The sequence below is a fragment of the Photobacterium sp. ABD4_091 genome (assembly GCF_056160145.1).
Genome location: NZ_JBSWWQ010000001.1, coordinates 1,323,544 through 1,343,125 on the forward strand (window position 1 = coordinate 1,323,544; position 19,582 = coordinate 1,343,125).

The window sequence follows — 19,582 nt, forward strand, 5'->3', positions numbered from 1 at the left end:
ATCAGTAACTATTAATCTTCAGCAATAGATGCTGGCGGCCAGTTTTCTAGGCGCATGCCTAGAGACAGACCACGTGATGCCAGCACGTCTTTGATTTCAGTCAAAGACTTCTTACCAAGGTTTGGAGTCTTAAGAAGCTCAACCTCAGTACGCTGAACAAGATCACCGATGTAGTGGATCGCTTCTGCTTTTAGACAGTTAGCAGAGCGAACAGTTAGTTCAAGATCGTCTACAGGACGCAGTAGGATCGGATCGAACTCCGGCTTCTCTTCTTTCTCTTCAGGAACACGTACATCACGAAGATCTACGAATGCATCCAATTGCTCAGCTAGGATAGTAGCTGCGCGACGGATAGCTTCCTCAGGATCAAGAGTACCATTTGTCTCCATATCGATAACTAGCTTATCAAGGTCAGTACGTTGTTCTACACGTGCTGCCTCAACGGCGTATGCGATACGGTCAACTGGGCTGAAAGTTGCATCAACTAGCAGACGACCAATTGGACGCTCATCTTCCTCAGTGTGAATACGAGCAGACGCTGGTACATAGCCACGACCACGCTCTACCTTGATGCGCATGCTGATATCAGCATTGTCATCAGTTAGGTGGCAGATTACGTGCTCTGGGTTCGCAATCTCAACATCACCGTCGTGGGTGATGTCACCTGCAACAACAGGGCCTGCACCAGATTTATTCAGAGTAAGGATAACTTCGTCTTTACCCTCAACCTTAACGGCTAGGCCTTTAAGGTTTAGAAGGATCTCAAGAATGTCTTCCTGTACTCCTTCTTTGGTGCTGTACTCGTGTAACACACCGTCGATTTCTACTTCAGTGACGGCACAACCCGGCATTGAAGATAGAAGAATGCGACGTAGAGCGTTACCAAGAGTGTGGCCGAAACCACGCTCAAGCGGCTCAAGAGTTACTTTTGCATGCGTCGTGTTAACTTGTTCAATATCAACAAGACGTGGCTTAAGAAATTCTGTTACAGAACCCTGCATTGTGTCCTCTCTTAACTATAGCCTTACTTAGAGTAAAGCTCGACGATCAGGTGTTCGTTGATGTCGGCAGACAAATCAGAACGTTCTGGAAGGCGCTTGAAAGTACCTTCTAGTTTGCTGCTGTCTACTTCGACCCAAGTCGGTAGTTCACGCTGAGTAGCAACTTCTAGAGCTGCTTTGATGCGTGCTTGGTTCTTAGCTTTCTCACGAATGCTAACAACGTCGTTTGCCGCTACCTTGAAAGAAGGAACGTTTACGACTTGACCGTTAACTAGGATCGCTTTGTGGCTTACCAGCTGACGTGCTTCGGCGCGAGTAGCACCAAAACCCATGCGGTAAACTACGTTATCTAGACGACCTTCAAGAAGCTGAAGCAGGTTTTCACCTGTGTTGCCTTTAAGGCGAGCAGCTTCTTTGTAGTAGTTACGGAATTGCTTCTCTAGTACGCCGTAAGTACGACGAACTTTTTGCTTCTCACGAAGCTGTACGCCGTAGTCAGATAGACGACCGCGACGAGCACCATGCACACCAGGTGCATTGTCAATTTTACACTTGGTATCAATCGCGCGTACACCAGACTTAAGGAACAAGTCTGTGCCTTCACGACGGCTAAGCTTCAGCTTAGGACCCAAATATCTTGCCATGTTCTTTCTCCAGTTTTCCTAGAAACGAAACGTTATACGCGACGTTTCTTAGGTGGACGACAACCGTTATGAGGGATCGGAGTCGCATCAACAATGTTAGTGATACGGAAACCCGCAGCGTTTAGAGCGCGGATAGTAGACTCACGACCAGGACCAGGGCCCTTAACCATAACTTCCAGGTTCTTAACGCCATACTCTTTGGCCATTTCGCCAGCGCGCTCAGCAGCAACCTGTGCAGCGAACGGAGTAGACTTACGAGAACCACGGAAACCAGAACCACCTGCAGTAGCCCAAGATAGAGCGTTACCCTGACGGTCAGTGATGGTTACGATTGTGTTGTTGAAAGAAGCATGAATGTGCGCAACGCCATCAGCAACTTGCTTACGTACGCGCTTACGAGCGCGAGTTGGTTGTTTAGCCATTGTACTCTACCTTCCGATTATTTTTTGATCGGCTTGCGCGGACCCTTACGGGTACGTGCGTTGGTTTTAGTACGCTGTCCACGTAGTGGTAGACTGCGACGATGACGAAGACCACGGTAACAACCAAGGTCCATTAGACGCTTGATGTTCATGGAAACTTCACGACGTAGATCACCTTCTACAGTGTACTTAGCTACACCATCACGCAGTAGATCGATCTGCTCTTCAGTTAGTTCACTGATCTTAACATCTTCAGCGATACCCGCTTCAGCTAGGATAGCTTTTGAGCGAGTTTTACCGATGCCGTAGATCGCAGTAAGAGCGATTACAGAATGTTTTTGATCAGGAATGTTAATGCCTGCAATACGGGCCACTATTCACTCCTAGTACTTTTCAAGAATAACCGCTGCAAAGCCCGTTTAGGATACGCAGCGGTGGAACAATTCTTTTGCACACACAAAAGATTGGTTGGCTAATTTAGCCAACCCACCTTCAATTTGCAAGAAATATTTCTGCTAATTAGCCTTGGCGCTGTTTGTGCTTTGGCTCACTGCAAATTACACGCACAACACCGTTGCGCTTGATAACTTTACAGTTACGGCAGATTTTCTTAACGGAAGCACGAACTTTCATTGCTAAACTCCGTAAATGGGATCTTAACGGCCTGAGCCCTTAAGATTAGCCTTTTTCAAAACAGACTCATATTGTTGAGACATCAGATGTGTCTGAACTTGAGCCATGAAGTCCATAATGACCACAACTACGATTAGTAGTGAAGTACCGCCGAAGTAGAAGCGGACATTCCATGCAATCATCATAAACTCGGGGATCAGACAGATAAAGGTGATATACAACGCGCCAGCCAATGTCAGGCGAGTCATCACTTTATCTATATATTTCGCGGTCTGCTCACCCGGGCGAATACCAGGTACGAACGCACCAGACTTCTTCAAGTTGTCTGCTGTCTCGCGAGGGTTAAACACCAACGCGGTATAGAAGAAACAGAAGAAAATAATCGCAGCAGCATACAGCATCACGTAAAGTGGCTGACCTGGGCTTAGCGCCAGTGAAATATCACTTAGCCAACCTAGGTTCTCATTCTGACCGAACCACTGAGCCAGTGTACCCGGGAACAGAATAATGCTTGATGCAAAAATCGCTGGAATTACCCCTGCCATGTTGATTTTCAACGGCAAGTGAGTGCTCTGGGCAGCAAAGACACGACGGCCCTGCTGGCGCTTGGCGTAGTTAACGACGATACGACGCTGACCACGTTCCATGAACACTACAAAGTAAATGACAGCGAAAGAAATCACTGCAATTAATAGTAGAAGAAGTACGTGCAATTCACCTTGACGCGCTTGCTCCACTGTCTGTCCAATAGCTGGCGGCAAACCTGCAACGATACCAGTGAAAATAATCACAGATATACCGTTACCTATGCCACGCTCCGTAATCTGTTCACCCAACCACATCAAGAACATGGTACCGGTAACCAAACTGACGACCGCAACAAAGTAGAATCCTAGACCCGGGTTAATCACCAGACCAGGGATCATACTTGGTAACCCCGTTGCAATACCAATCGCTTGGAAGGTTGCCAAAACAAGCGTGCCGTAACGGGTGTACTGACTGATCTTACGACGGCCAGACTCCCCTTCCTTCTTCAACTCGGCCAAAGCCGGGTGAACAACCGTCAGCAGCTGGACAATGATCGATGCCGAGATATACGGCATGATACCCAGTGCTAAGATGGAAGCACGCTCAAGTGCACCGCCAGAGAACATGTTAAACAGTTCAATGACGGTACCCTTTTGCTGTTCGAACAGATCGGCAAGTACAGCAGCGTCAATACCAGGAATAGGCACAAAAGAGCCTGCTCGGAAAATTAAGATAGCACCTAAAACGAATAATAGGCGTGTCTTAAGCTCTGCTAGGCCACCTTGGGCGCTACTAAAATCTTGTCCTGGTTGTTTAGCCATCTGTACCTCATCCTCGAGTTAATTATTCCTCGATTTTACCGCCTGCAGCTTCGATAGCAGCTTTAGCGCCTTTAGTAACGCGTAGACCTTTAACTGTTACAGTGCGAGCGATCTCACCAGAAAGTACAACTTTCACGAACTCGATGTTCTTAGTGATTACGTTCGCAGCCTTAAGAGTTTCAAGGCTTACTACGTCACCTTCAACTTTCGCTAGTTCACCTAGACGAACTTCAGCTGTTACAAGGCTCTTGCGAGAAGTAAAACCGAATTTTGGTAGACGCTGTTTCAAAGGCATTTGACCGCCTTCGAAGCCTGGACGTACAGAACCACCTGAACGTGATTTCTGACCTTTGTGACCACGGCCACAAGTTTTACCCAGACCTGAACCGATACCACGGCCTACGCGCTTCGCAGAAGGCTTAGAACCCGCAGCCGGAGATAGAGTATTCAAACGCATTCTGATTACTCCTCAACTTTAACCATGTAGATAACTTTGTTGATCATGCCGCGTACGCAAGCAGTATCTTCAAGTTCTACAGTGTGGTTGATGCGACGAAGGCCTAGGCCACGCAAAGTAGCTTTATGCTTCGGCAGACGACCGATTGAGCTCTTAGTCTGCGTTACTTTAATAGTTTTAGCCATGTCGATTACTCCAGAATTTCTTTAACAGAAAGACCACGCTTAGCAGCGATCATTTCTGGAGAGTTCATGCCAGACAAACCGTCAATAGTCGCGCGAACGATGTTGATTGGGTTTGTAGAGCCGTATGCTTTAGCTAGAACGTTGCGAACACCCGCAACCTCTAGTACTGCACGCATTGCACCACCGGCGATGATACCTGTACCTTCTGAAGCAGGCTGCATGTACACTTTAGAACCAGTGTGGCGACCTTTAACAGCGTGGTGTAGAGTACCGTCGTTTAGTGCAACTGTAACCATGTTACGACGTGCTTTTTCCATCGCTTTCTGGATTGCAGCAGGAACTTCACGTGCCTTGCCGTAACCAAAACCGATGCGACCGTTACCGTCACCAACTACAGTTAGTGCAGTAAAGCTGAAAATACGACCACCTTTAACCGTCTTAGATACACGGTTAACAGCGATCAGCTTTTCATGCAAATCTGATTGAGTTTTTTCGTTAGCCATCTTCCGCCTACCTTAGAATTTCAGACCAGCTTCACGAGCAGCTTCTGCTAGTGCAGCTACACGGCCGTGGTATTGGAAACCAGAACGATCGAATGCAACTGTTGAGATGCCTTTTTCAATCGCGCGCTCAGCAATAGCTTTACCTACAGCTGCAGCAGCGTCTTTGTTACCAGTACCGTTAACCGACTCACGGATCGCTTTTTCTACTGTAGAAGCGGCTGCGATTACCTCAGAACCATTTGGTGCGATAACCTGAGCGTACACGTGACGTGGAGTACGGTGTACAACTAGGCGAGTTGCACCCAGTTCAGCAATCTTACGACGTGCACGGGTCGCACGACGGATACGAGATGCTTTCTTATCCATAGTGTTACCTTACTTCTTCTTAGCTTCTTTAGTACGCACGATTTCATCGGCGTAACGAACACCTTTACCTTTGTAAGGCTCAGGGCTACGGTAAGCGCGAATATCAGCAGCTACCTGACCAACAACCTGCTTATCAGTACCAGTTAGTACGATTTCAGTTTGTGAAGGACATTCAGCTTTGATACCTGCTGGAAGTTCGTGCTCAACTGGGTGAGAGAAGCCAAGAGTTAGAGCTACTGCGTTGCCTTTGATAGCAGCACGGTAACCTACACCCTTAAGAGTAAGCTTCTTGGTGTAACCTTCAGTAACACCAACAACCATGTTGTTAACTAGTGCACGTGCAGTACCTGCCTGTGCCCAAGCTTTCTCGAAACCTTCGCGAGGACCGAAAGTGATAGCGTTCTCTTCCTGGGATAGAACTACTGCTTCGTTGATAACGCGAGATAGTTCGCCTTTACCACCTTTAACAGTGATTTCCTGGCCGTTAAGTTTAACTTCTACGCCGGCAGGAATAACTACTGGTGCTTTTGCAACACGAGACATTTCCTACTCCTATTATGCTACGTAGCAGATAATCTCACCGCCAAGACCCGCTTTGCGTGCAGCGCGGTCGGTCATAAGACCCTTGGAAGTGGAAACAACAGCAATACCAAGGCCGCCCATCACTGATGGAAGTGCATCTTTTTTCTTGTAGATGCGTAGGCCAGGACGTGAAACACGCTGGATTTGCTCGATAACTGGGTTAGCTTCGAAGTACTTAAGAGTAACTTCTAGCTCAGGCTTAACTTCACCAGTTACAGTGTAGTCAGCCACAAAACCTTCTTCTTTAAGAAGAGCTGCGATAGCAACTTTCATTTTTGAAGATGGCATTTTAACAGCAACTTTTTTCGCTGCCTGACCGTTACGAAGACGGGTCAGCATATCCGAAATCGGATCTTGCATGCTCATAAGTCAATACTCCGTGATTCTAAATTGGATAACTGGGATTACCAGCTAGCCTTGCGCAGACCCGGAATCTCGCCTTTCATGCAAGCTTCACGAACCTTGATACGGCTTAGACCAAACTTACGTAGGTAGCCGTGTGGACGTCCAGTCTGGTTACAGCGGTTACGCTGACGAGACTTCGCAGAATCACGTGGTAGTGACTGAAGTTTAAGCACTGCATTCCAGCGTTCTTCTTCAGACGCGTTCACGTCGCTAATTAGAGCTTTAAGTGCAGCACGCTTCTCAGCGAACTTAACTTCTAGCTTGGCACGTTTAGCTTCGCGTGCCTTCATTGATTCTTTAGCCATTAGTAACCCTTACTTTTACTTACGGAATGGGAAGTTAAAAGCAGACAGTAGAGCATGAGCTTCTTCATCAGACTTAGCAGAAGTAGTGATAGTGATATCAAGACCACGTACACGATCTACTTTATCGTAATCGATTTCTGGGAAGATGATCTGCTCACGAACGCCCATGCTGTAGTTACCACGACCATCGAAAGATTTCGGGTTTAGACCACGGAAATCGCGAATACGAGGTACAGCAATTGAAATTAGACGCTCAAAGAAATCCCACATGCGTTCGCCACGTAGAGTTACTTTACAGCCAATAGGGTAGCCCTCACGGATCTTAAAGCCAGCAACAGACTTACGAGCTACAGTGATAAGCGGCTTCTGACCTGCAATAGCAGTCATGTCAGCAGCAGCATTCTCTAGAAGCTTCTTGTCGTTGATCGCATCGCCCACACCCATGTTAAGTGTGATCTTTTCGATCCTTGGGACTTGCATGATACTCTTGTATTCGAACTTTTCAGCAAGTTCTTTAACTAGAGTCTCTTTGTAGTAATCATGCAGTTTCGCCATTGTACTACTCCAAAAATTACTTGATAGTTTCGCCAGTCGATTTGAAGAAACGAACTTTTTTGCCGTCTTCGAATCGGAAGCCTACACGGTCCGCTTTACCTTCACCGTTAACGATTGCAACGTTAGAAGCGTCGATTGCAGCTTCTTTTTCAACGATGCCACCTTGGATGCCCATAGCCGGTACAGGCTTCTGGTGCTTCTTAACAAGGTTGATACCTTCAACGATTACTTTACCGGTTGCTAGAACCTTAGATACTTTACCTTTCTTACCTTTATCTTTACCAGTAAGAACGATAACTTCGTCGTTACGACGGATTTTAGCTGCCATTTGCGTTACTCCTTACAGTACTTCAGGCGCAAGTGAAACGATCTTCATGAACTTATCGCCACGAAGCTCACGAGTCACAGGGCCGAAAATACGAGTACCGATTGGTTGCTCAGTGTTGTCGTTCAACAATACGCAAGCATTACGGTCAAAGCGAATGACAGAGCCGTCTGGACGACGTACGCCTTTACGAGTGCGCACAACCACCGCTTTCAGAACGTCACCTTTCTTAACTTTACCGCGAGGAATTGCTTCCTTAACAGTAACCTTGATGACATCACCGATATGTGCATAGCGACGGTGTGAACCACCCAGAACCTTAATACACATTACGCTACGAGCGCCGGAGTTATCGGCTGCATCAAGCATACTTTGCATTTGGATCATGTTAGTGCTCCGCTAATTTTAAACATCTTGACCCATTTCGAGCCGATTTGCCTTTTCTTCAAAGGCGGCGAATATTAACACGCTTTTCGGTCGATGGGTAGACAAAAAATGAACGGCCCCAAAATTTTTTCGGGGCCGCTCTCTTATATCGTAGTTAAGTTCGCTTAGATGCGAGCTTTTTCTACTACGCGTACCAGAGTCCAAGACTTAGTCTTAGACAGTGGACGGCACTCACGAATCTCAACTGTGTCGCCTAGGCCACACTCGTTGTTTTCGTCATGTGCGTGAAGTTTAGTCGTGCGAGTGATGTACTTACCGTAGATCGGGTGCTTCACTTTACGCTCGATTGCAACAACAATAGACTTATCGCCTTTGTCGCTAACAACACGACCAAGCTGAGTACGAATTTTATCGCTCATTATGCGCCAGCCTTCTCAGTCAGAACGGTTTTAACACGTGCGATATCGCGACGTACTGATTTAAGAGTGTGAGTCTGCTGCAGTTGACCAGTTGCAGCCTGCATGCGCAGGTTGAACTGCTCGCGCAGTAGGTTCACAAGCTCAGCATTCAGCTCTTCAACGCTTTTAGCGCGCAGATCTTGTGCGTTCATCACATCACCGCCTTAGTTACGAATGTTGTCTTGATTGGTAGCTTACGAGAAGCAAGTTCAAATGCTTCACGTGCTAGCTCTTCAGAAACACCATCCATCTCGTACAAAACTTTACCAGGTTGGATTTGTGCTACCCAGTACTCAACGTTACCTTTACCTTTACCTTGACGAACTTCAAGAGGCTTAGATGTAATTGGTTTGTCTGGGAAGATACGAATCCAGATTTGACCCTGACGTTTGATGTGACGAGTCATCGCACGACGAGCTGCTTCGATCTGGCGAGCAGTAATACGGCCACGGCCAACTGCTTTAAGACCAAATGTACCGAAGCTTACGTCAGTGCCGTTCGCTAGACCGCGGTTACGACCTTTAAAGGTCTTGCGGAATTTAGTGCGTTTAGGTTGCAGCATCTATAAACTCCTTATTTACGGCCTTTGCGCTGCTTCTTAGGCTTGTCAGCCTTTGGCTCTTCTACTGGCATGCCGCCTAGAACTTCACCTTTGAAGATCCAAACTTTAACGCCAATTACACCGTACTGGGTGTGAGCCGAAGAAGTTGCGTAATCAATGTCAGCACGTAGAGTGTGTAGAGGTACACGACCTTCACGGTACCACTCTGAACGTGCGATTTCAGCGCCGCCTAGACGACCGCTTACTTCTACCTTGATACCTTTAGCGCCAAGACGCATAGCGTTCTGAACCGCACGCTTCATAGCGCGACGGAACATAACACGACGCTCTAGCTGAGACGAGATGCTGTCTGCAACTAGCTTACCGTCTAGCTCAGGCTTACGTACTTCAGCGATGTTGATCTGAGCTGGAACACCAGCGATCTTTGAAACGCGAGCGCGTAGTTTCTCTACGTCTTCACCTTTCTTACCGATAACAACGCCTGGGCGAGCAGTGTGAATAGTCACACGGATGCTCTTAGCAGGACGCTCGATAACGATACGTGAAAGAGACGCTTTTGCTAGTTCCTTAGTAAGGAACTGACGTACCTTGAAGTCGCCGTCTAGGTTGTCAGCGAACTCTTGGCTGTTAGCAAACCAAGTGGTATTCCAAGGCTTAACGATGCCAAGACGAATACCATTAGGATGTACTTTTTGACCCATTGCTTTCTCTCCTAGTCTCTTAGCGGTCTGCTACAACAACAGTGATGTGGCTAGAACGCTTCAAGATGCGATCGGCACGGCCTTTAGCACGAGGCATAATACGCTTCATGGTAGGACCTTCGTCAACGAAGATTTTAGCTACTGATAGATCATCAATATCTGCGCCTTCGTTGTGTTCTGCGTTAGCGATAGCTGACTCTAGAACTTTCTTGATTAGATCAGCAGCTTTTTTGTTGCTGAACTGAAGAATTTCTAGAGCTTGAGCAACTGGCTTACCGCGCAGTTGATCTGCAACCAAACGAGCTTTTTGCGGCGAAATGCGAGCAAAGCGATGTTTAGCGATAGCTTCCATTACCTACTCCTTAGCGCTTCTTAGCTTTCTTATCCGCAGCGTGACCGCGGTAAGTACGTGTTGGTGCAAATTCGCCTAGCTTGTGACCGATCATTTCTTCAGAAACGAAAACAGGAACGTGCTGACGACCATTATGGACAGCGATGGTCAAACCGATCATCTGAGGGATGATCATTGAGCGACGGGACCAAGTCTTTACAGGCTTCTTGTCACCGCTTTCCAACGCTTTCTCTACCTTCTTCAGCAAGTGTAGGTCAATAAATGGACCTTTCTTGAGAGAACGTGGCATGGCGTATCCTCTTTAAAATTACTTGTTACGACGACGTACGATGTACTTGTCGGTACGCTTGTTCTTACGAGTCTTGTAACCCTTAGTTGGTACACCCCAAGGTGTAACTGGGTGACGACCACCAGAAGTACGGCCTTCACCACCACCGTGTGGGTGGTCAACTGGGTTCATTACAACACCACGTACAGTTGGACGAACACCGCGCCAACGTGAAGCACCAGCTTTACCTAGCTCACGTAGCATGTGTTCTGCATTACCAACTTCACCTAGAGTCGCACGACCTTCAGCAAGAACTTTACGCATTTCACCAGAACGTAGACGTAGAGTCACATAAGTGCCTGCACGTGCAATGATCTGAGCGTATGCACCAGCTGAACGAGCCAGCTGAGCACCTTTACCAGGCTTAAGCTCAACACAGTGTACTGTTGAACCTACTGGGATGTTGCGCATTGGTAGTGTGTTACCAACTTTGATAGCAGCATCTGCGCCAGACTGGATAGTGTCACCAGCCTGAATACCTTTAGGTGCGATGATGTAGCGGCGCTCACCGTCTGCGTACAGAACTAGAGCAATGTTTGCGCTACGGTTTGGATCGTATTCTAGACGCTCAACTTTCGCTGGGATACCGTCTTTAGTACGTTTGAAATCGATGATACGGTAAGCATTCTTGTTACCACCACCGATGTGACGTACTGTAATACGACCGTTGTTGTTACGACCACCAGACTTAGATTTTTTCTCTAGTAGTGGTGCGTACGGCTTACCCTTATGCAGGTCAGAGTTAACCACTTTAACTACGTGGCGACGACCTGGGGAAGTCGGCTTACATTTTACAATAGCCATTCTTCTTTGCTCCTAGCCTTACTCTGCACTACCAGCGAAGTCGATGTCTTGACCTTCTTTCAGGATAACGTAGGCTTTCTTAACGTCTGAACGACGGCCTTGACGCATACCTTGACGCTTGGTCTTACCCTTAGTGATAAGAGTATTTACAGACTTAACTTCAACCTCGAACAGTTTTTCAACTGCTGCTTTGATCTCTTTCTTAGTCGCATCTTTAGCTACTTTGAATACGATAGTGTTACCGTTTTCAGCAGCCATAGTTGCTTTTTCAGAGATGTGCGGAGCACGTAGAACTTTTAAAATACGCTCTTCAGTGATCATGCTAGCATCTCCTCAACTGCTTTAACTGCTGCTGCAGTCATCACAACTTTATCGAAAGCGATCAAGCTAACTGGGTCGATTGCCTTAGCATCACGTACGTCTACTTTGTATAGGTTACGTGCAGCTAGGAATAGATTCTCATCTAGTTCGCCAGTTACGATCAGCGCATCAGTTAGCTCAAGCTCAGCAAGCTTAGCAACTAGCGCTTTAGTTTTTGGTGCTTCTACAGAGAACTCATCAACAACGATTAGACGCTCTTGACGAACTAGCTCAGAAAGAATGCTCTTCATAGCACCGCGGTACATTTTCTTGTTAACTTTCTGGCTGTGGTCCTGTGGACGAGCAGCGAAAGTTACACCACCGGTACGCCATAGCGGGCTACGGATTGTACCTGCACGAGCGCGACCTGTACCTTTCTGGCGCCATGGTTTAGCACCACCACCAGAAACGTCAGAACGAGTCTTCTGAGCACGAGTACCTTGACGAGCACCTGCTGCGAAAGCAACAACTACCTGGTGTACAAGCGCTTCATTGAAGTCACGCCCAAAAGTAGTTTCGGAGACAGTTAGCGCATCAGCGCCTTTGACTACCAATTCCATTACTAACTCCTCGACGTTACGCTTTAACAGCTGGTTTAACGATCACGTTGCCACCTGTAGCACCTGGTACTGCACCTTTAATAAGAAGCAGATTGCGCTCAGCGTCAACACGTACGATCTCTAGGTTTTGAGTCGTTACACGCTCAGCACCCATGTGACCAGCCATTTTCTTGCCTTTAAATACGCGACCTGGAGTCTGACATTGACCGATAGAACCAGGAGCACGGTGAGACAAGGAGTTACCGTGAGTCATATCTTGAGTACGGAAGTTCCAGCGCTTAACAGCACCTTGGAAACCTTTACCCTTAGATGTACCAGTAACGTCTACTTTTTTAATTTCGTTGAACAGCTCAACAGTTAGCTCAGCGCCAACAGCGAACTCTTCGTTGTTCTCTAGACGGAATTCCCAAAGACCGCGACCCGCTTCAACACCTGCTTTCGCAAAGTGGCCAGCTTCTGGCTTAGAAACACGGTTAGCTTTCTTTGAACCAGTAGTTACCTGGATTGCGTTGTAGCCGTCAGTTTCAACAGATTTAACCTGAGAAACGCGGTTTGCTTCAACTTCAACCACAGTTACTGGGATAGAAACGCCATCTTCGGTAAATACGCGGGTCATGCCCACTTTACGACCGATTAGACCAATCATTCTCTTATCTCCCCTTAACCTAGGCTGATCTGAACATCAACGCCAGCAGCTAGGTCTAGACGCATAAGAGCGTCAACAGTTTTGTCTGTTGGCTCAACGATGTCGATAAGGCGCTTGTGAGTACGGATTTCGTACTGGTCACGTGCGTCCTTATTAACGTGAGGAGATACAAGAACAGTGAAGCGCTCTTTGCGAGTAGGTAGAGGGATTGGACCCTTAACCTGCGCGCCAGTACGCTTAGCTGTTTCAACGATTTCCGCAGTAGACTGATCGATCAAACGGTGATCGAACGCCTTTAGGCGGATACGAATACGTTGGTTCTGCATGAGACAGAGCTCCAATTATAAAAATTACACAAACAATATCGCCACTCAACCTCGTAAAGACGAGAGAATGCCGATTGATTTATGTGAACGTAGTATCCCTATCGGATACATTGTCAGTCAATTTAATGACTGCGAACATAAGTCAGAGTATACATTTATAAACTGCTTTGCAGTTTCTTCCTCAACGCTTATTGGTTCACAACTGCAGTTACGAGGCTATATCCTCAGGCAGTGGAGGGCATTATACAGATCACAGTTTCGAACGCAAGCCTTGTTTGAAAATCAGGCAGAATTAGCGGTAAGTGGTTGTTGGAGCGATGGGCGATGGGCGATGGGCGATGGGCGATGGGCGATGGGCGATGGGCGATGCATTATCATAAGCACCACCCATCAAAAGCCAACAGTTGAATCCGTTTACCTAGTAAAGCCACTTGCTTATGGCCAATAGCCAAGTGCCGTTACTCCCCTACTCTAATCGTCTTCATCGACAATCTGGGCTTGGTTATAATTGGCAATGCCCATTTTTTCAATTAGGCCAAGCTGGGTTTCAAGCCAGTCGACATGCTCCTCTTCATCCTCGAGGATATCCTGGAATAGATCCCGCGACACGTAATCCCTCACCTCTTCGGCATACGCAATGGCATCTCGCAGATCCGGGATCGCGGCCATCTCCAACGCTAAGTCGCATTCAAGCATTTCCTGAGTATCTTCACCGATATTGAGTTTGCCGAGATCTTGCAGGTTGGGCAGCCCTTCCAAAAATAGGATGCGCTCAATCAAATGATCCGCGTGGTTCATCTCGTCGATGGACTCGTGGTATTCCTTGTCGGCAAGGTGTTTCAAGCCCCAGTCTTTGTACATGCGGGCGTGGAGGAAATACTGGTTGATGGCAACCAACTCGTTGCCGAGGACTTTATTGAGGTGTTGGATGATTTTCGGATCAGCTTTCATTACAAAACACTCCTCTGTCAGTTCCCATAAGCATAGAACCGATTAGAAGAGTGTCAAAAGACACGCTGTGGAAAGCCTGAGTTAACTGGCTTTTTTGTATTGGTTGACCGGGGCCATTTCAAGGACTTCCTTGGCTTGGCGAATACATTTGCCGCATTGCGAACCCAACGGGGTAAACTGGCGGATACCACGGATATCACTGATCCCGTGTTGCTCGGCGAGCTTCATGATTTTTTTGTCGGAAATTCCGTGGCAAAGACAAACGTACATCTTATTTCTATCCTCCAATACGATGAGAAGAATATAAACAAGAATTGTTTTCATTACCAGTTGCAAACACATCCCCGGTTAGAACATTTGGGGATAGAAATGAGCTATTTATTCTTTAATCAAATATATCGACATAAATATCTGATAAAACAGGCATCCATTACAGAAGCCCAGAAAGCAAAAAGGGAAGCCGAAGCCTGTCTCTTGATCACATCTCATCAGAGGTAAAGGATTGGGCTATAAGGTATCCTTCTTGAATTGCTGCTAATTTATACCAGCCTCGCCATAGGGCGGCCCAACCGGGCCGCCCTGTTCGCTTACTGTCATACCATCCGCCTAGCCTTGCTAATGTAACTCGAGCCCATTTCAGATCTGGAGCTGTTGTTGGTAAGGGCTTATTTTCTTGTTTGACCCATAATAATTTCCAGCATATTCCGGGTAGAACAGACTCACAGCTACTGGTTTCTTGTCCGCGGCTTTCTGCTCTAAGTTGTAACAAGCGGATAGCGATAAACGCTTGAATGACGGCAACTCTCTCCAGGTTGTCCTTTGATTGAAGTTGCAGTGCTTCGACATCGGTTCCATCACTTTTCCACGCCTTGTGGAACTCTTCAACCAACCAGCGCTGTTCGTAGTAACTGATTATCTCCTGGGCTTTCGCTAACGTTGTCACTGGCTCTGAAGTCAGTAAGTGCCACTCCAATTTTTCGTTGTTGTCACCTCGCTCTTTACAACCAACATAATACAGAGAAAGTGACTTGCCACACTTATTGGCTGGAACCTTAATCGTAATAGGAGCAAAGCATACATCTAATGTTGCTTTACGCGCTTTGCGACCACCCCGTTGAGCAATATGGACAGTTCGTTGTCCCGATGGGGATAACTCCTTTGCATAATCATGGAGCTTATAACCACTTTCCTCAATGCAGCGACTATAGGTCGAGCGCACAACAAAACGCTGCTGGTTGGTCAGCTTGTAATGTAAGTATTCGTAGATGTCTGACTCCCTATCACACACTGAAATGACTCGGGCTTGGAGTTGACCTAAACGTTCAGACATTGCGGTTGATGCCTGTTGCCACTTGAAGGTCTCCTTCTCTTCATACGGTCGCTTGGCGAACTTATGTCCCCGGCCTCGAGTCGCAATATCCCTCGTCCACCGCTGTTGTTCGATTAGCCCCACAACCTTTTGCTCGCGTGGTGCAAACAACAGAACAGAGTGAGCTAGCATCCCCCGGGTTCGATTTCCCGAGTTCACGTGACCAAGTTCATCGGAGAGGCTTTTATGCGTGTAGGTTAGAGCGGTGGAGTCTTCAAGGGCAAGTAATAAGTCATGCGCTTCAGCCTCGTTAGTTGTTGCCACAAAACCGGCTTCAGCTATCGCATTGGCTTCAACATCAGGGTTACGGATGAGGCGATATGCCCCTTCAATAGAGGCGGGATTAGGGCAGGCTTGCACAATAGACACTCCAACATTAGATGCCATATCACTGGCTAATTGGACTAGTCGTTGTGTACGTCTAGAGTCGCCAAGCTTGGCATGCGAAAAGGTTTGTTGAGCCCATTCTAAAGTAGAATTCCCTATCATGATGATGACCTTTACTCATATTGTGTAAGATCGGATCGCAATAAAGAAAAAGAGTTCAAAAAAAGCCCCCGCCATGAGGCGGGGGACTTGTGTATAAGAGACAGGCCGAAGCTTCCCTTTTCTTAGTGTCGTTAGACTATTGCAAATTAAGCAACGATCTTAGCAACAACACCAGCACCTACTGTACGACCGCCTTCACGGATCGCAAAGCGTAGACCTTCGTCCATCGCGATAGGAGCGATTAGAGTAACAACCATTTGGATGTTGTCACCAGGCATAACCATTTCTACGCCTTCTGGTAGCTCGATAGTACCAGTTACGTCAGTTGTACGGAAGTAGAACTGTGGACGGTAGCCTTTGAAGAATGGCGTGTGACGGCCACCTTCGTCTTTAGACAGAACGTATACTTCTGATTCGAAAGTAGTGTGCGGAGTGATAGAACCTGGCTTAGCAAGAACCTGACCACGCTCAACTTCGTCACGCTTAGTACCACGTAGAAGAACACCAACGTTCTCACCAGCACGGCCTTCGTCAAGAAGCTTACGGAACATCTCAACACCAGTACAAGTAGTTGTAGTAGTGTCTTTGATACCGATGATTTCTACTTCGTCACCTACAGTGATGATACCCTGCTCAACACGACCAGTTACAACAGTACCACGGCCCTGGATTGAGAATACATCTTCGATAGGTAGGATGAACGGACGGTCGATCGCACGCTCTGGCTCTGGGATGTAGTTGTCTAGTGCTTCAGCTAGCTCAACAATCTTGTCTTCCCACTCTTTCTCGCCGTTTAGAGCGCCAAGAGCAGAACCCATGATTACTGGGCAGTCGTCACCTGGGAAGTCGTACTCAGAAAGAAGTTCACGAACTTCCATCTCAACTAGCTCTAGAAGCTCTTCGTCATCAACCATGTCACACTTGTTCATGAACACGATGATGTAAGGGATACCAACCTGACGGCCTAGTAGGATGTGCTCACGAGTCTGAGGCATTGGGCCGTCAGTTGCAGCAACAACTAGGATACCACCGTCCATCTGCGCAGCACCAGTGATCATGTTTTTAACGTAATCGGCGTGTCCTGGGCAGTCTACGTGTGCGTAGTGACGAGTTGGAGTATCGTACTCTACGTGAGAAGTAGAGATTGTGATACCACGCTCGCGCTCTTCTGGAGCGTTATCGATAGATGCGAAGTCTTTAGCTTGGCCACCGTAAACTTTTGCAAGTGTAGTACAGATAGCAGCAGTTAGAGTAGTTTTACCGTGGTCAACGTGGCCGATAGTACCAACGTTAACGTGCGGTTTCGTACGTTCAAATTTTTCTTTAGACACGATCGTGTTCCTTCCTAGTTATGATACGCCCCACCGAAATTAATATGGGACGCGTCAGAAGTTGCTATTTTATGCGCCAACAGCCATTGGCGCAATATAGATCTTGCGATTAACCACGCTCGGCGATGATAGCATCGGCGACATTCTTTGGAACATCAGAGTATTCACTGAATTCCATTGAGTATGACGCACGACCCTGGGTCGCTGAACGCAAGTCGGTTGCGTAACCGAACATTTCCGAAAGCGGTACTTTAGCACGGACAATCTTCAGGCCAGCAGGGCCTTCGTCCATACCTTCGATCATGCCGCGGCGACGGTTAAGGTCACCAACAACATCACCCATCCAGTCTTCCGGAGTGGTTACTTCAACCTTCATCAATGGCTCAAGAATCACAGGCTCTGCTTGTAGCGCACCCTTCTTGAAAGCCATAGAACCGGCAATCTTAAATGCCATTTCGTTGGAGTCAACGTCATGGTAAGAACCGTCGAACAGGGTCGCTTTGACATCCAATACAGGATAGCCAGCCAGCACACCGTTGTTCATCTGCTCTTCGATACCTTTTGCAACAGCACCAATGTACTCTTTCGGTACCACACCACCAACGACTTCGTCCACGAACACGAAACCCTCATCAGGCTCCGATGGTTCGATTTTCAGCCATACGTGACCATATTGGCCGCGACCACCAGACTGGCGTACAAATTTACCTTCCACTTCCGTTTTGCCACGGATAGTTTCACGGTAAGCCACCTGAGGTTTACCAACGTTACATTCAACGCTGAACTCGCGCTTCATACGGTCAACGATGATATCAAGGTGAAGTTCACCCATGCCTGAAATCAGAGTCTGACCAGATTCATCGTCGGTTTCGACGCGGAAAGATGGATCTTCTGCAGCCAGTTTACCTAGTGCAATACCCATTTTCTCTTGGTCAGCCTGAGAGCGAGGCTCTACAGCGATTTGAATTACTGGCTCTGGGAATTCCATGCGCTCTAGAACCACTTTGTGGTCCTGGTCACACAGGGTGTCACCGGTGGTGACATTCTTCAGGCCAATCGCTGCAGCGATATCACCCGCGCGGATTTCCTTAACTTCTTCACGCTTGTTCGAGTGCATCTGTACGATACGACCGAAACGCTCGCGTTTTTCTTTTACTGAGTTGTAGACGGTGTCGCCTGAATTTACAACTCCAGAGTAAACACGCATGAAGGTCAAAGTTCCAACGAATGGGTCGGTCGCGATTTTGAACGCTAGTGCTGAGAATGGTTCATCATCACTAGAGTGGCGTTCAACTTCGTTACCAGCTTCGTCTTCACCGCGGATAGCTTTCACTTCCGTTGGCGAAGGCAGGAATTCAATCACTGCATCAAGTACAGCCTGAACGCCTTTGTTTTTGAATGCTGAACCACAGGTTGCCAGCACGATCTCATTCGCTAGCGTACGCTGGCGAAGACCGGCCTTAATTTCCGCTTCAGACAGCTCACCTTCTTCAAGGTACTTGTCCATCAGCTCTTCAGACGCTTCCGCGGCTGATTCAACCAGGTTCTGACGCCATTCCTCAGCAAGCTCAGCCATGTCAGCTGGAATGTCTTCATAGGTAAATGACATACCCTGATCATCTTCATTCCAGTTGATAGCCTTCATCTTGATAAGGTCAACAACGCCTTTGAATTCGTCTTCAGCACCGATATTCAATTGAATTGGCACTGGGTTCGCACCAAGACGGTTTTTGATCTGGTCAACAACACGCAGGAAGTCGGCACCAGCTCGGTCCATCTTGTTTACGAAAACCATACGCGGTACTTCGTACTTGTCAGCCTGGCGCCAAACGGTCTCAGACTGAGGCTCAACACCTGATGAACCACAGAAAACAACAACAGCACCATCAAGCACACGCAATGAACGCTCTACCTCGATGGTAAAGTCAACGTGTCCTGGGGTATCGATGATGTTTACGCGGTGCTCAGGGAACTGAGCTTCCATACCACGCCAGAAGGTTGTAGTTGCAGCAGATGTGATAGTGATACCACGCTCCTGCTCCTGCTCCATCCAGTCCATGGTAGCTGCGCCGTCGTGAACCTCACCAATTTTGTGAGATAAGCCTGTATAGAACAGGATACGCTCGGTAGTTGTTGTTTTACCGGCGTCAACGTGAGCACAAATACCGATGTTACGGTAGCGCTCGATAGGCGTTTTACGAGCCACGGCAGTATCCTCTTACTAAG

At 47.5% G+C, this 19,582-nt stretch carries 32 protein-coding genes; all 32 read right to left on the reverse strand.

The genetic code is table 11. From position 1 onward, the window contains the following. Positions 1-11: 11 nt before the first annotated feature. Positions 12-1,001 (reverse strand): DNA-directed RNA polymerase subunit alpha, encoded by a 990-nt coding sequence (locus ACXAGQ_RS06060; RefSeq protein ID WP_039465380.1) that lies wholly within the window; start codon positions 999-1,001, stop codon positions 12-14. 23 nt (positions 1,002-1,024) lie between these two features. Then, positions 1,025-1,645, reverse strand: coding sequence for a 30S ribosomal protein S4 (gene rpsD / locus ACXAGQ_RS06065; RefSeq protein ID WP_039465382.1), 621 nt, complete (start codon positions 1,643-1,645; stop codon positions 1,025-1,027). A 32-nt stretch (positions 1,646-1,677) separates the two neighbouring features. Continuing rightward, entirely contained in the window at positions 1,678-2,067 is a 390-nt protein-coding gene (gene rpsK, locus ACXAGQ_RS06070; RefSeq protein WP_036817716.1) for a 30S ribosomal protein S11, read from the reverse strand. 17 nt (positions 2,068-2,084) lie between these two features. Next, a complete protein-coding gene (rpsM, locus tag ACXAGQ_RS06075) occupies positions 2,085-2,441 on the reverse strand; it encodes a 30S ribosomal protein S13 (RefSeq protein WP_036817714.1) in 357 nt (118 codons plus the stop codon). 145 nt (positions 2,442-2,586) lie between these two features. Then, complete coding sequence (gene rpmJ, locus ACXAGQ_RS06080; protein WP_000868186.1) at positions 2,587-2,700, reverse strand: 50S ribosomal protein L36; 114 nt, start codon at positions 2,698-2,700, stop codon at positions 2,587-2,589. A 23-nt stretch (positions 2,701-2,723) separates the two neighbouring features. Beyond that, a complete protein-coding gene (secY, locus tag ACXAGQ_RS06085) occupies positions 2,724-4,049 on the reverse strand; it encodes a preprotein translocase subunit SecY (protein WP_475238062.1) in 1,326 nt (441 codons plus the stop codon). Between the two features lie 22 nt (positions 4,050-4,071). Continuing rightward, positions 4,072-4,506 (reverse strand): 50S ribosomal protein L15, encoded by a 435-nt coding sequence (gene rplO, locus ACXAGQ_RS06090; RefSeq protein ID WP_107299065.1) that lies wholly within the window; start codon positions 4,504-4,506, stop codon positions 4,072-4,074. 5 nt (positions 4,507-4,511) lie between these two features. Beyond that, complete coding sequence (gene rpmD, locus ACXAGQ_RS06095) at positions 4,512-4,691, reverse strand: 50S ribosomal protein L30 (protein ID WP_107299064.1); 180 nt, start codon at positions 4,689-4,691, stop codon at positions 4,512-4,514. Positions 4,692-4,696: 5 nt separating this feature from the next. Next, positions 4,697-5,194 carry a 30S ribosomal protein S5 gene (gene rpsE / locus ACXAGQ_RS06100; protein ID WP_036817708.1) on the reverse strand — a complete coding sequence of 166 codons (498 nt, stop codon included), beginning with the start codon at positions 5,192-5,194 and terminating at the stop codon, positions 4,697-4,699. 12 nt (positions 5,195-5,206) lie between these two features. After that, positions 5,207-5,560 (reverse strand): 50S ribosomal protein L18, encoded by a 354-nt coding sequence (gene rplR, locus ACXAGQ_RS06105; protein ID WP_475252573.1) that lies wholly within the window; start codon positions 5,558-5,560, stop codon positions 5,207-5,209. A gap of 9 nt (positions 5,561-5,569) precedes the next feature. After that, entirely contained in the window at positions 5,570-6,103 is a 534-nt protein-coding gene (gene rplF, locus ACXAGQ_RS06110) for a 50S ribosomal protein L6 (RefSeq protein ID WP_107299063.1), read from the reverse strand. Between the two features lie 12 nt (positions 6,104-6,115). Beyond that, on the reverse strand, positions 6,116-6,508 hold the full coding sequence (rpsH, locus tag ACXAGQ_RS06115) for a 30S ribosomal protein S8 (protein ID WP_107299062.1): 393 nt from the start codon (positions 6,506-6,508) through the stop codon (positions 6,116-6,118). A gap of 38 nt (positions 6,509-6,546) precedes the next feature. Next, positions 6,547-6,852 (reverse strand): 30S ribosomal protein S14, encoded by a 306-nt coding sequence (gene rpsN / locus ACXAGQ_RS06120; protein ID WP_475252575.1) that lies wholly within the window; start codon positions 6,850-6,852, stop codon positions 6,547-6,549. A 15-nt stretch (positions 6,853-6,867) separates the two neighbouring features. After that, on the reverse strand, positions 6,868-7,407 hold the full coding sequence (gene rplE, locus ACXAGQ_RS06125) for a 50S ribosomal protein L5 (protein ID WP_107299060.1): 540 nt from the start codon (positions 7,405-7,407) through the stop codon (positions 6,868-6,870). Positions 7,408-7,423: 16 nt separating this feature from the next. Continuing rightward, positions 7,424-7,735, reverse strand: a complete 312-nt coding sequence (gene rplX / locus ACXAGQ_RS06130) for a 50S ribosomal protein L24 (protein ID WP_047876497.1) — start codon at positions 7,733-7,735, stop codon at positions 7,424-7,426. Positions 7,736-7,747: 12 nt separating this feature from the next. Then, on the reverse strand, positions 7,748-8,119 hold the full coding sequence (rplN, locus tag ACXAGQ_RS06135) for a 50S ribosomal protein L14 (RefSeq protein ID WP_004410450.1): 372 nt from the start codon (positions 8,117-8,119) through the stop codon (positions 7,748-7,750). 164 nt (positions 8,120-8,283) lie between these two features. Then, complete coding sequence (rpsQ, locus tag ACXAGQ_RS06140; RefSeq protein WP_475252577.1) at positions 8,284-8,538, reverse strand: 30S ribosomal protein S17; 255 nt, start codon at positions 8,536-8,538, stop codon at positions 8,284-8,286. After that, on the reverse strand, positions 8,538-8,729 hold the full coding sequence (gene rpmC, locus ACXAGQ_RS06145; protein ID WP_107349860.1) for a 50S ribosomal protein L29: 192 nt from the start codon (positions 8,727-8,729) through the stop codon (positions 8,538-8,540). Before rpmC ends, rpsQ begins: the two co-directional genes overlap by 1 nt. Beyond that, the gene (gene rplP, locus ACXAGQ_RS06150) at positions 8,729-9,139 is read right to left on the reverse strand and encodes a 50S ribosomal protein L16 (protein WP_475252579.1); all 411 of its coding nucleotides are present in this window, start codon (positions 9,137-9,139) and stop codon (positions 8,729-8,731) included. The genes rpmC and rplP overlap by 1 nt, the downstream gene beginning before the upstream one ends. Positions 9,140-9,150: 11 nt before the next feature. Then, on the reverse strand, positions 9,151-9,840 hold the full coding sequence (rpsC, locus tag ACXAGQ_RS06155) for a 30S ribosomal protein S3 (protein WP_107299058.1): 690 nt from the start codon (positions 9,838-9,840) through the stop codon (positions 9,151-9,153). A 19-nt stretch (positions 9,841-9,859) separates the two neighbouring features. After that, positions 9,860-10,192, reverse strand: a complete 333-nt coding sequence (gene rplV, locus ACXAGQ_RS06160) for a 50S ribosomal protein L22 (protein WP_007469139.1) — start codon at positions 10,190-10,192, stop codon at positions 9,860-9,862. A 10-nt stretch (positions 10,193-10,202) separates the two neighbouring features. Continuing rightward, complete coding sequence (rpsS, locus tag ACXAGQ_RS06165) at positions 10,203-10,481, reverse strand: 30S ribosomal protein S19 (RefSeq protein ID WP_005302795.1); 279 nt, start codon at positions 10,479-10,481, stop codon at positions 10,203-10,205. 18 nt (positions 10,482-10,499) lie between these two features. Next, on the reverse strand, positions 10,500-11,324 hold the full coding sequence (rplB, locus tag ACXAGQ_RS06170; RefSeq protein ID WP_317524766.1) for a 50S ribosomal protein L2: 825 nt from the start codon (positions 11,322-11,324) through the stop codon (positions 10,500-10,502). Between the two features lie 18 nt (positions 11,325-11,342). Further along, positions 11,343-11,645 (reverse strand): 50S ribosomal protein L23, encoded by a 303-nt coding sequence (rplW, locus tag ACXAGQ_RS06175; protein ID WP_039465430.1) that lies wholly within the window; start codon positions 11,643-11,645, stop codon positions 11,343-11,345. Then, positions 11,642-12,244, reverse strand: a complete 603-nt coding sequence (gene rplD / locus ACXAGQ_RS06180) for a 50S ribosomal protein L4 (RefSeq protein ID WP_475252581.1) — start codon at positions 12,242-12,244, stop codon at positions 11,642-11,644. The genes rplW and rplD overlap by 4 nt, the downstream gene beginning before the upstream one ends. Positions 12,245-12,260: 16 nt before the next feature. Continuing rightward, positions 12,261-12,890 (reverse strand): 50S ribosomal protein L3, encoded by a 630-nt coding sequence (gene rplC, locus ACXAGQ_RS06185; RefSeq protein WP_039465436.1) that lies wholly within the window; start codon positions 12,888-12,890, stop codon positions 12,261-12,263. A gap of 14 nt (positions 12,891-12,904) precedes the next feature. Beyond that, entirely contained in the window at positions 12,905-13,216 is a 312-nt protein-coding gene (rpsJ, locus tag ACXAGQ_RS06190) for a 30S ribosomal protein S10 (protein WP_107299054.1), read from the reverse strand. A gap of 471 nt (positions 13,217-13,687) precedes the next feature. Beyond that, on the reverse strand, positions 13,688-14,167 hold the full coding sequence (gene bfr, locus ACXAGQ_RS06195) for a bacterioferritin (protein ID WP_281026241.1): 480 nt from the start codon (positions 14,165-14,167) through the stop codon (positions 13,688-13,690). Between the two features lie 81 nt (positions 14,168-14,248). Further along, complete coding sequence (gene bfd / locus ACXAGQ_RS06200; RefSeq protein WP_107299051.1) at positions 14,249-14,437, reverse strand: bacterioferritin-associated ferredoxin; 189 nt, start codon at positions 14,435-14,437, stop codon at positions 14,249-14,251. Between the two features lie 208 nt (positions 14,438-14,645). Beyond that, positions 14,646-16,025 carry an IS4 family transposase gene (locus ACXAGQ_RS06205; RefSeq protein ID WP_475251517.1) on the reverse strand — a complete coding sequence of 460 codons (1,380 nt, stop codon included), beginning with the start codon at positions 16,023-16,025 and terminating at the stop codon, positions 14,646-14,648. Between the two features lie 146 nt (positions 16,026-16,171). Next, the gene (gene tuf / locus ACXAGQ_RS06210; protein WP_475252584.1) at positions 16,172-17,356 is read right to left on the reverse strand and encodes an elongation factor Tu; all 1,185 of its coding nucleotides are present in this window, start codon (positions 17,354-17,356) and stop codon (positions 16,172-16,174) included. 109 nt (positions 17,357-17,465) lie between these two features. Beyond that, the gene (gene fusA, locus ACXAGQ_RS06215) at positions 17,466-19,562 is read right to left on the reverse strand and encodes an elongation factor G (RefSeq protein ID WP_475252586.1); all 2,097 of its coding nucleotides are present in this window, start codon (positions 19,560-19,562) and stop codon (positions 17,466-17,468) included. Between the last annotated feature and the right edge of the window lie 20 nt (positions 19,563-19,582).

Excerpts from the sequence above, each read along its gene's own strand:
- ACXAGQ_RS06060 (WP_039465380.1), bottom strand. The coding sequence starts at position 1,001 with ATGCAGGGTTCTGTAACAGAATTTCTTAAGCCACGTCTTGTTGATATT.
- rpsD (WP_039465382.1), bottom strand. The coding sequence starts at position 1,645 with ATGGCAAGATATTTGGGTCCTAAGCTGAAGCTTAGCCGTCGTGAAGGC.
- rpsK (WP_036817716.1), bottom strand. The coding sequence starts at position 2,067 with ATGGCTAAACAACCAACTCGCGCTCGTAAGCGCGTACGTAAGCAAGTT.
- rpmJ (WP_000868186.1), bottom strand. The coding sequence starts at position 2,700 with ATGAAAGTTCGTGCTTCCGTTAAGAAAATCTGCCGTAACTGTAAAGTT.
- secY (WP_475238062.1), bottom strand. The coding sequence starts at position 4,049 with ATGGCTAAACAACCAGGACAAGATTTTAGTAGCGCCCAAGGTGGCCTA.
- rplO (WP_107299065.1), bottom strand. The coding sequence starts at position 4,506 with ATGCGTTTGAATACTCTATCTCCGGCTGCGGGTTCTAAGCCTTCTGCG.
- rpmD (WP_107299064.1), bottom strand. The coding sequence starts at position 4,691 with ATGGCTAAAACTATTAAAGTAACGCAGACTAAGAGCTCAATCGGTCGT.
- rpsE (WP_036817708.1), bottom strand. The coding sequence starts at position 5,194 with ATGGCTAACGAAAAAACTCAATCAGATTTGCATGAAAAGCTGATCGCT.
- rplR (WP_475252573.1), bottom strand. The coding sequence starts at position 5,560 with ATGGATAAGAAAGCATCTCGTATCCGTCGTGCGACCCGTGCACGTCGT.
- rplF (WP_107299063.1), bottom strand. The coding sequence starts at position 6,103 with ATGTCTCGTGTTGCAAAAGCACCAGTAGTTATTCCTGCCGGCGTAGAA.
- rpsH (WP_107299062.1), bottom strand. The coding sequence starts at position 6,508 with ATGAGCATGCAAGATCCGATTTCGGATATGCTGACCCGTCTTCGTAAC.
- rpsN (WP_475252575.1), bottom strand. The coding sequence starts at position 6,852 with ATGGCTAAAGAATCAATGAAGGCACGCGAAGCTAAACGTGCCAAGCTA.
- rplE (WP_107299060.1), bottom strand. The coding sequence starts at position 7,407 with ATGGCGAAACTGCATGATTACTACAAAGAGACTCTAGTTAAAGAACTT.
- rplX (WP_047876497.1), bottom strand. The coding sequence starts at position 7,735 with ATGGCAGCTAAAATCCGTCGTAACGACGAAGTTATCGTTCTTACTGGT.
- rplN (WP_004410450.1), bottom strand. The coding sequence starts at position 8,119 with ATGATCCAAATGCAAAGTATGCTTGATGCAGCCGATAACTCCGGCGCT.
- rpsQ (WP_475252577.1), bottom strand. The coding sequence starts at position 8,538 with ATGAGCGATAAAATTCGTACTCAGCTTGGTCGTGTTGTTAGCGACAAA.
- rpmC (WP_107349860.1), bottom strand. The coding sequence starts at position 8,729 with ATGAACGCACAAGATCTGCGCGCTAAAAGCGTTGAAGAGCTGAATGCT.
- rplP (WP_475252579.1), bottom strand. The coding sequence starts at position 9,139 with ATGCTGCAACCTAAACGCACTAAATTCCGCAAGACCTTTAAAGGTCGT.
- rpsC (WP_107299058.1), bottom strand. The coding sequence starts at position 9,840 with ATGGGTCAAAAAGTACATCCTAATGGTATTCGTCTTGGCATCGTTAAG.
- rplV (WP_007469139.1), bottom strand. The coding sequence starts at position 10,192 with ATGGAAGCTATCGCTAAACATCGCTTTGCTCGCATTTCGCCGCAAAAA.
- rpsS (WP_005302795.1), bottom strand. The coding sequence starts at position 10,481 with ATGCCACGTTCTCTCAAGAAAGGTCCATTTATTGACCTACACTTGCTG.
- rplB (WP_317524766.1), bottom strand. The coding sequence starts at position 11,324 with ATGGCTATTGTAAAATGTAAGCCGACTTCCCCAGGTCGTCGCCACGTA.
- rplW (WP_039465430.1), bottom strand. The coding sequence starts at position 11,645 with ATGATCACTGAAGAGCGTATTTTAAAAGTTCTACGTGCTCCGCACATC.
- rplD (WP_475252581.1), bottom strand. The coding sequence starts at position 12,244 with ATGGAATTGGTAGTCAAAGGCGCTGATGCGCTAACTGTCTCCGAAACT.
- rplC (WP_039465436.1), bottom strand. The coding sequence starts at position 12,890 with ATGATTGGTCTAATCGGTCGTAAAGTGGGCATGACCCGCGTATTTACC.
- rpsJ (WP_107299054.1), bottom strand. The coding sequence starts at position 13,216 with ATGCAGAACCAACGTATTCGTATCCGCCTAAAGGCGTTCGATCACCGT.
- bfr (WP_281026241.1), bottom strand. The coding sequence starts at position 14,167 with ATGAAAGCTGATCCGAAAATCATCCAACACCTCAATAAAGTCCTCGGC.
- bfd (WP_107299051.1), bottom strand. The coding sequence starts at position 14,437 with ATGTACGTTTGTCTTTGCCACGGAATTTCCGACAAAAAAATCATGAAG.
- ACXAGQ_RS06205 (WP_475251517.1), bottom strand. The coding sequence starts at position 16,025 with ATGATAGGGAATTCTACTTTAGAATGGGCTCAACAAACCTTTTCGCAT.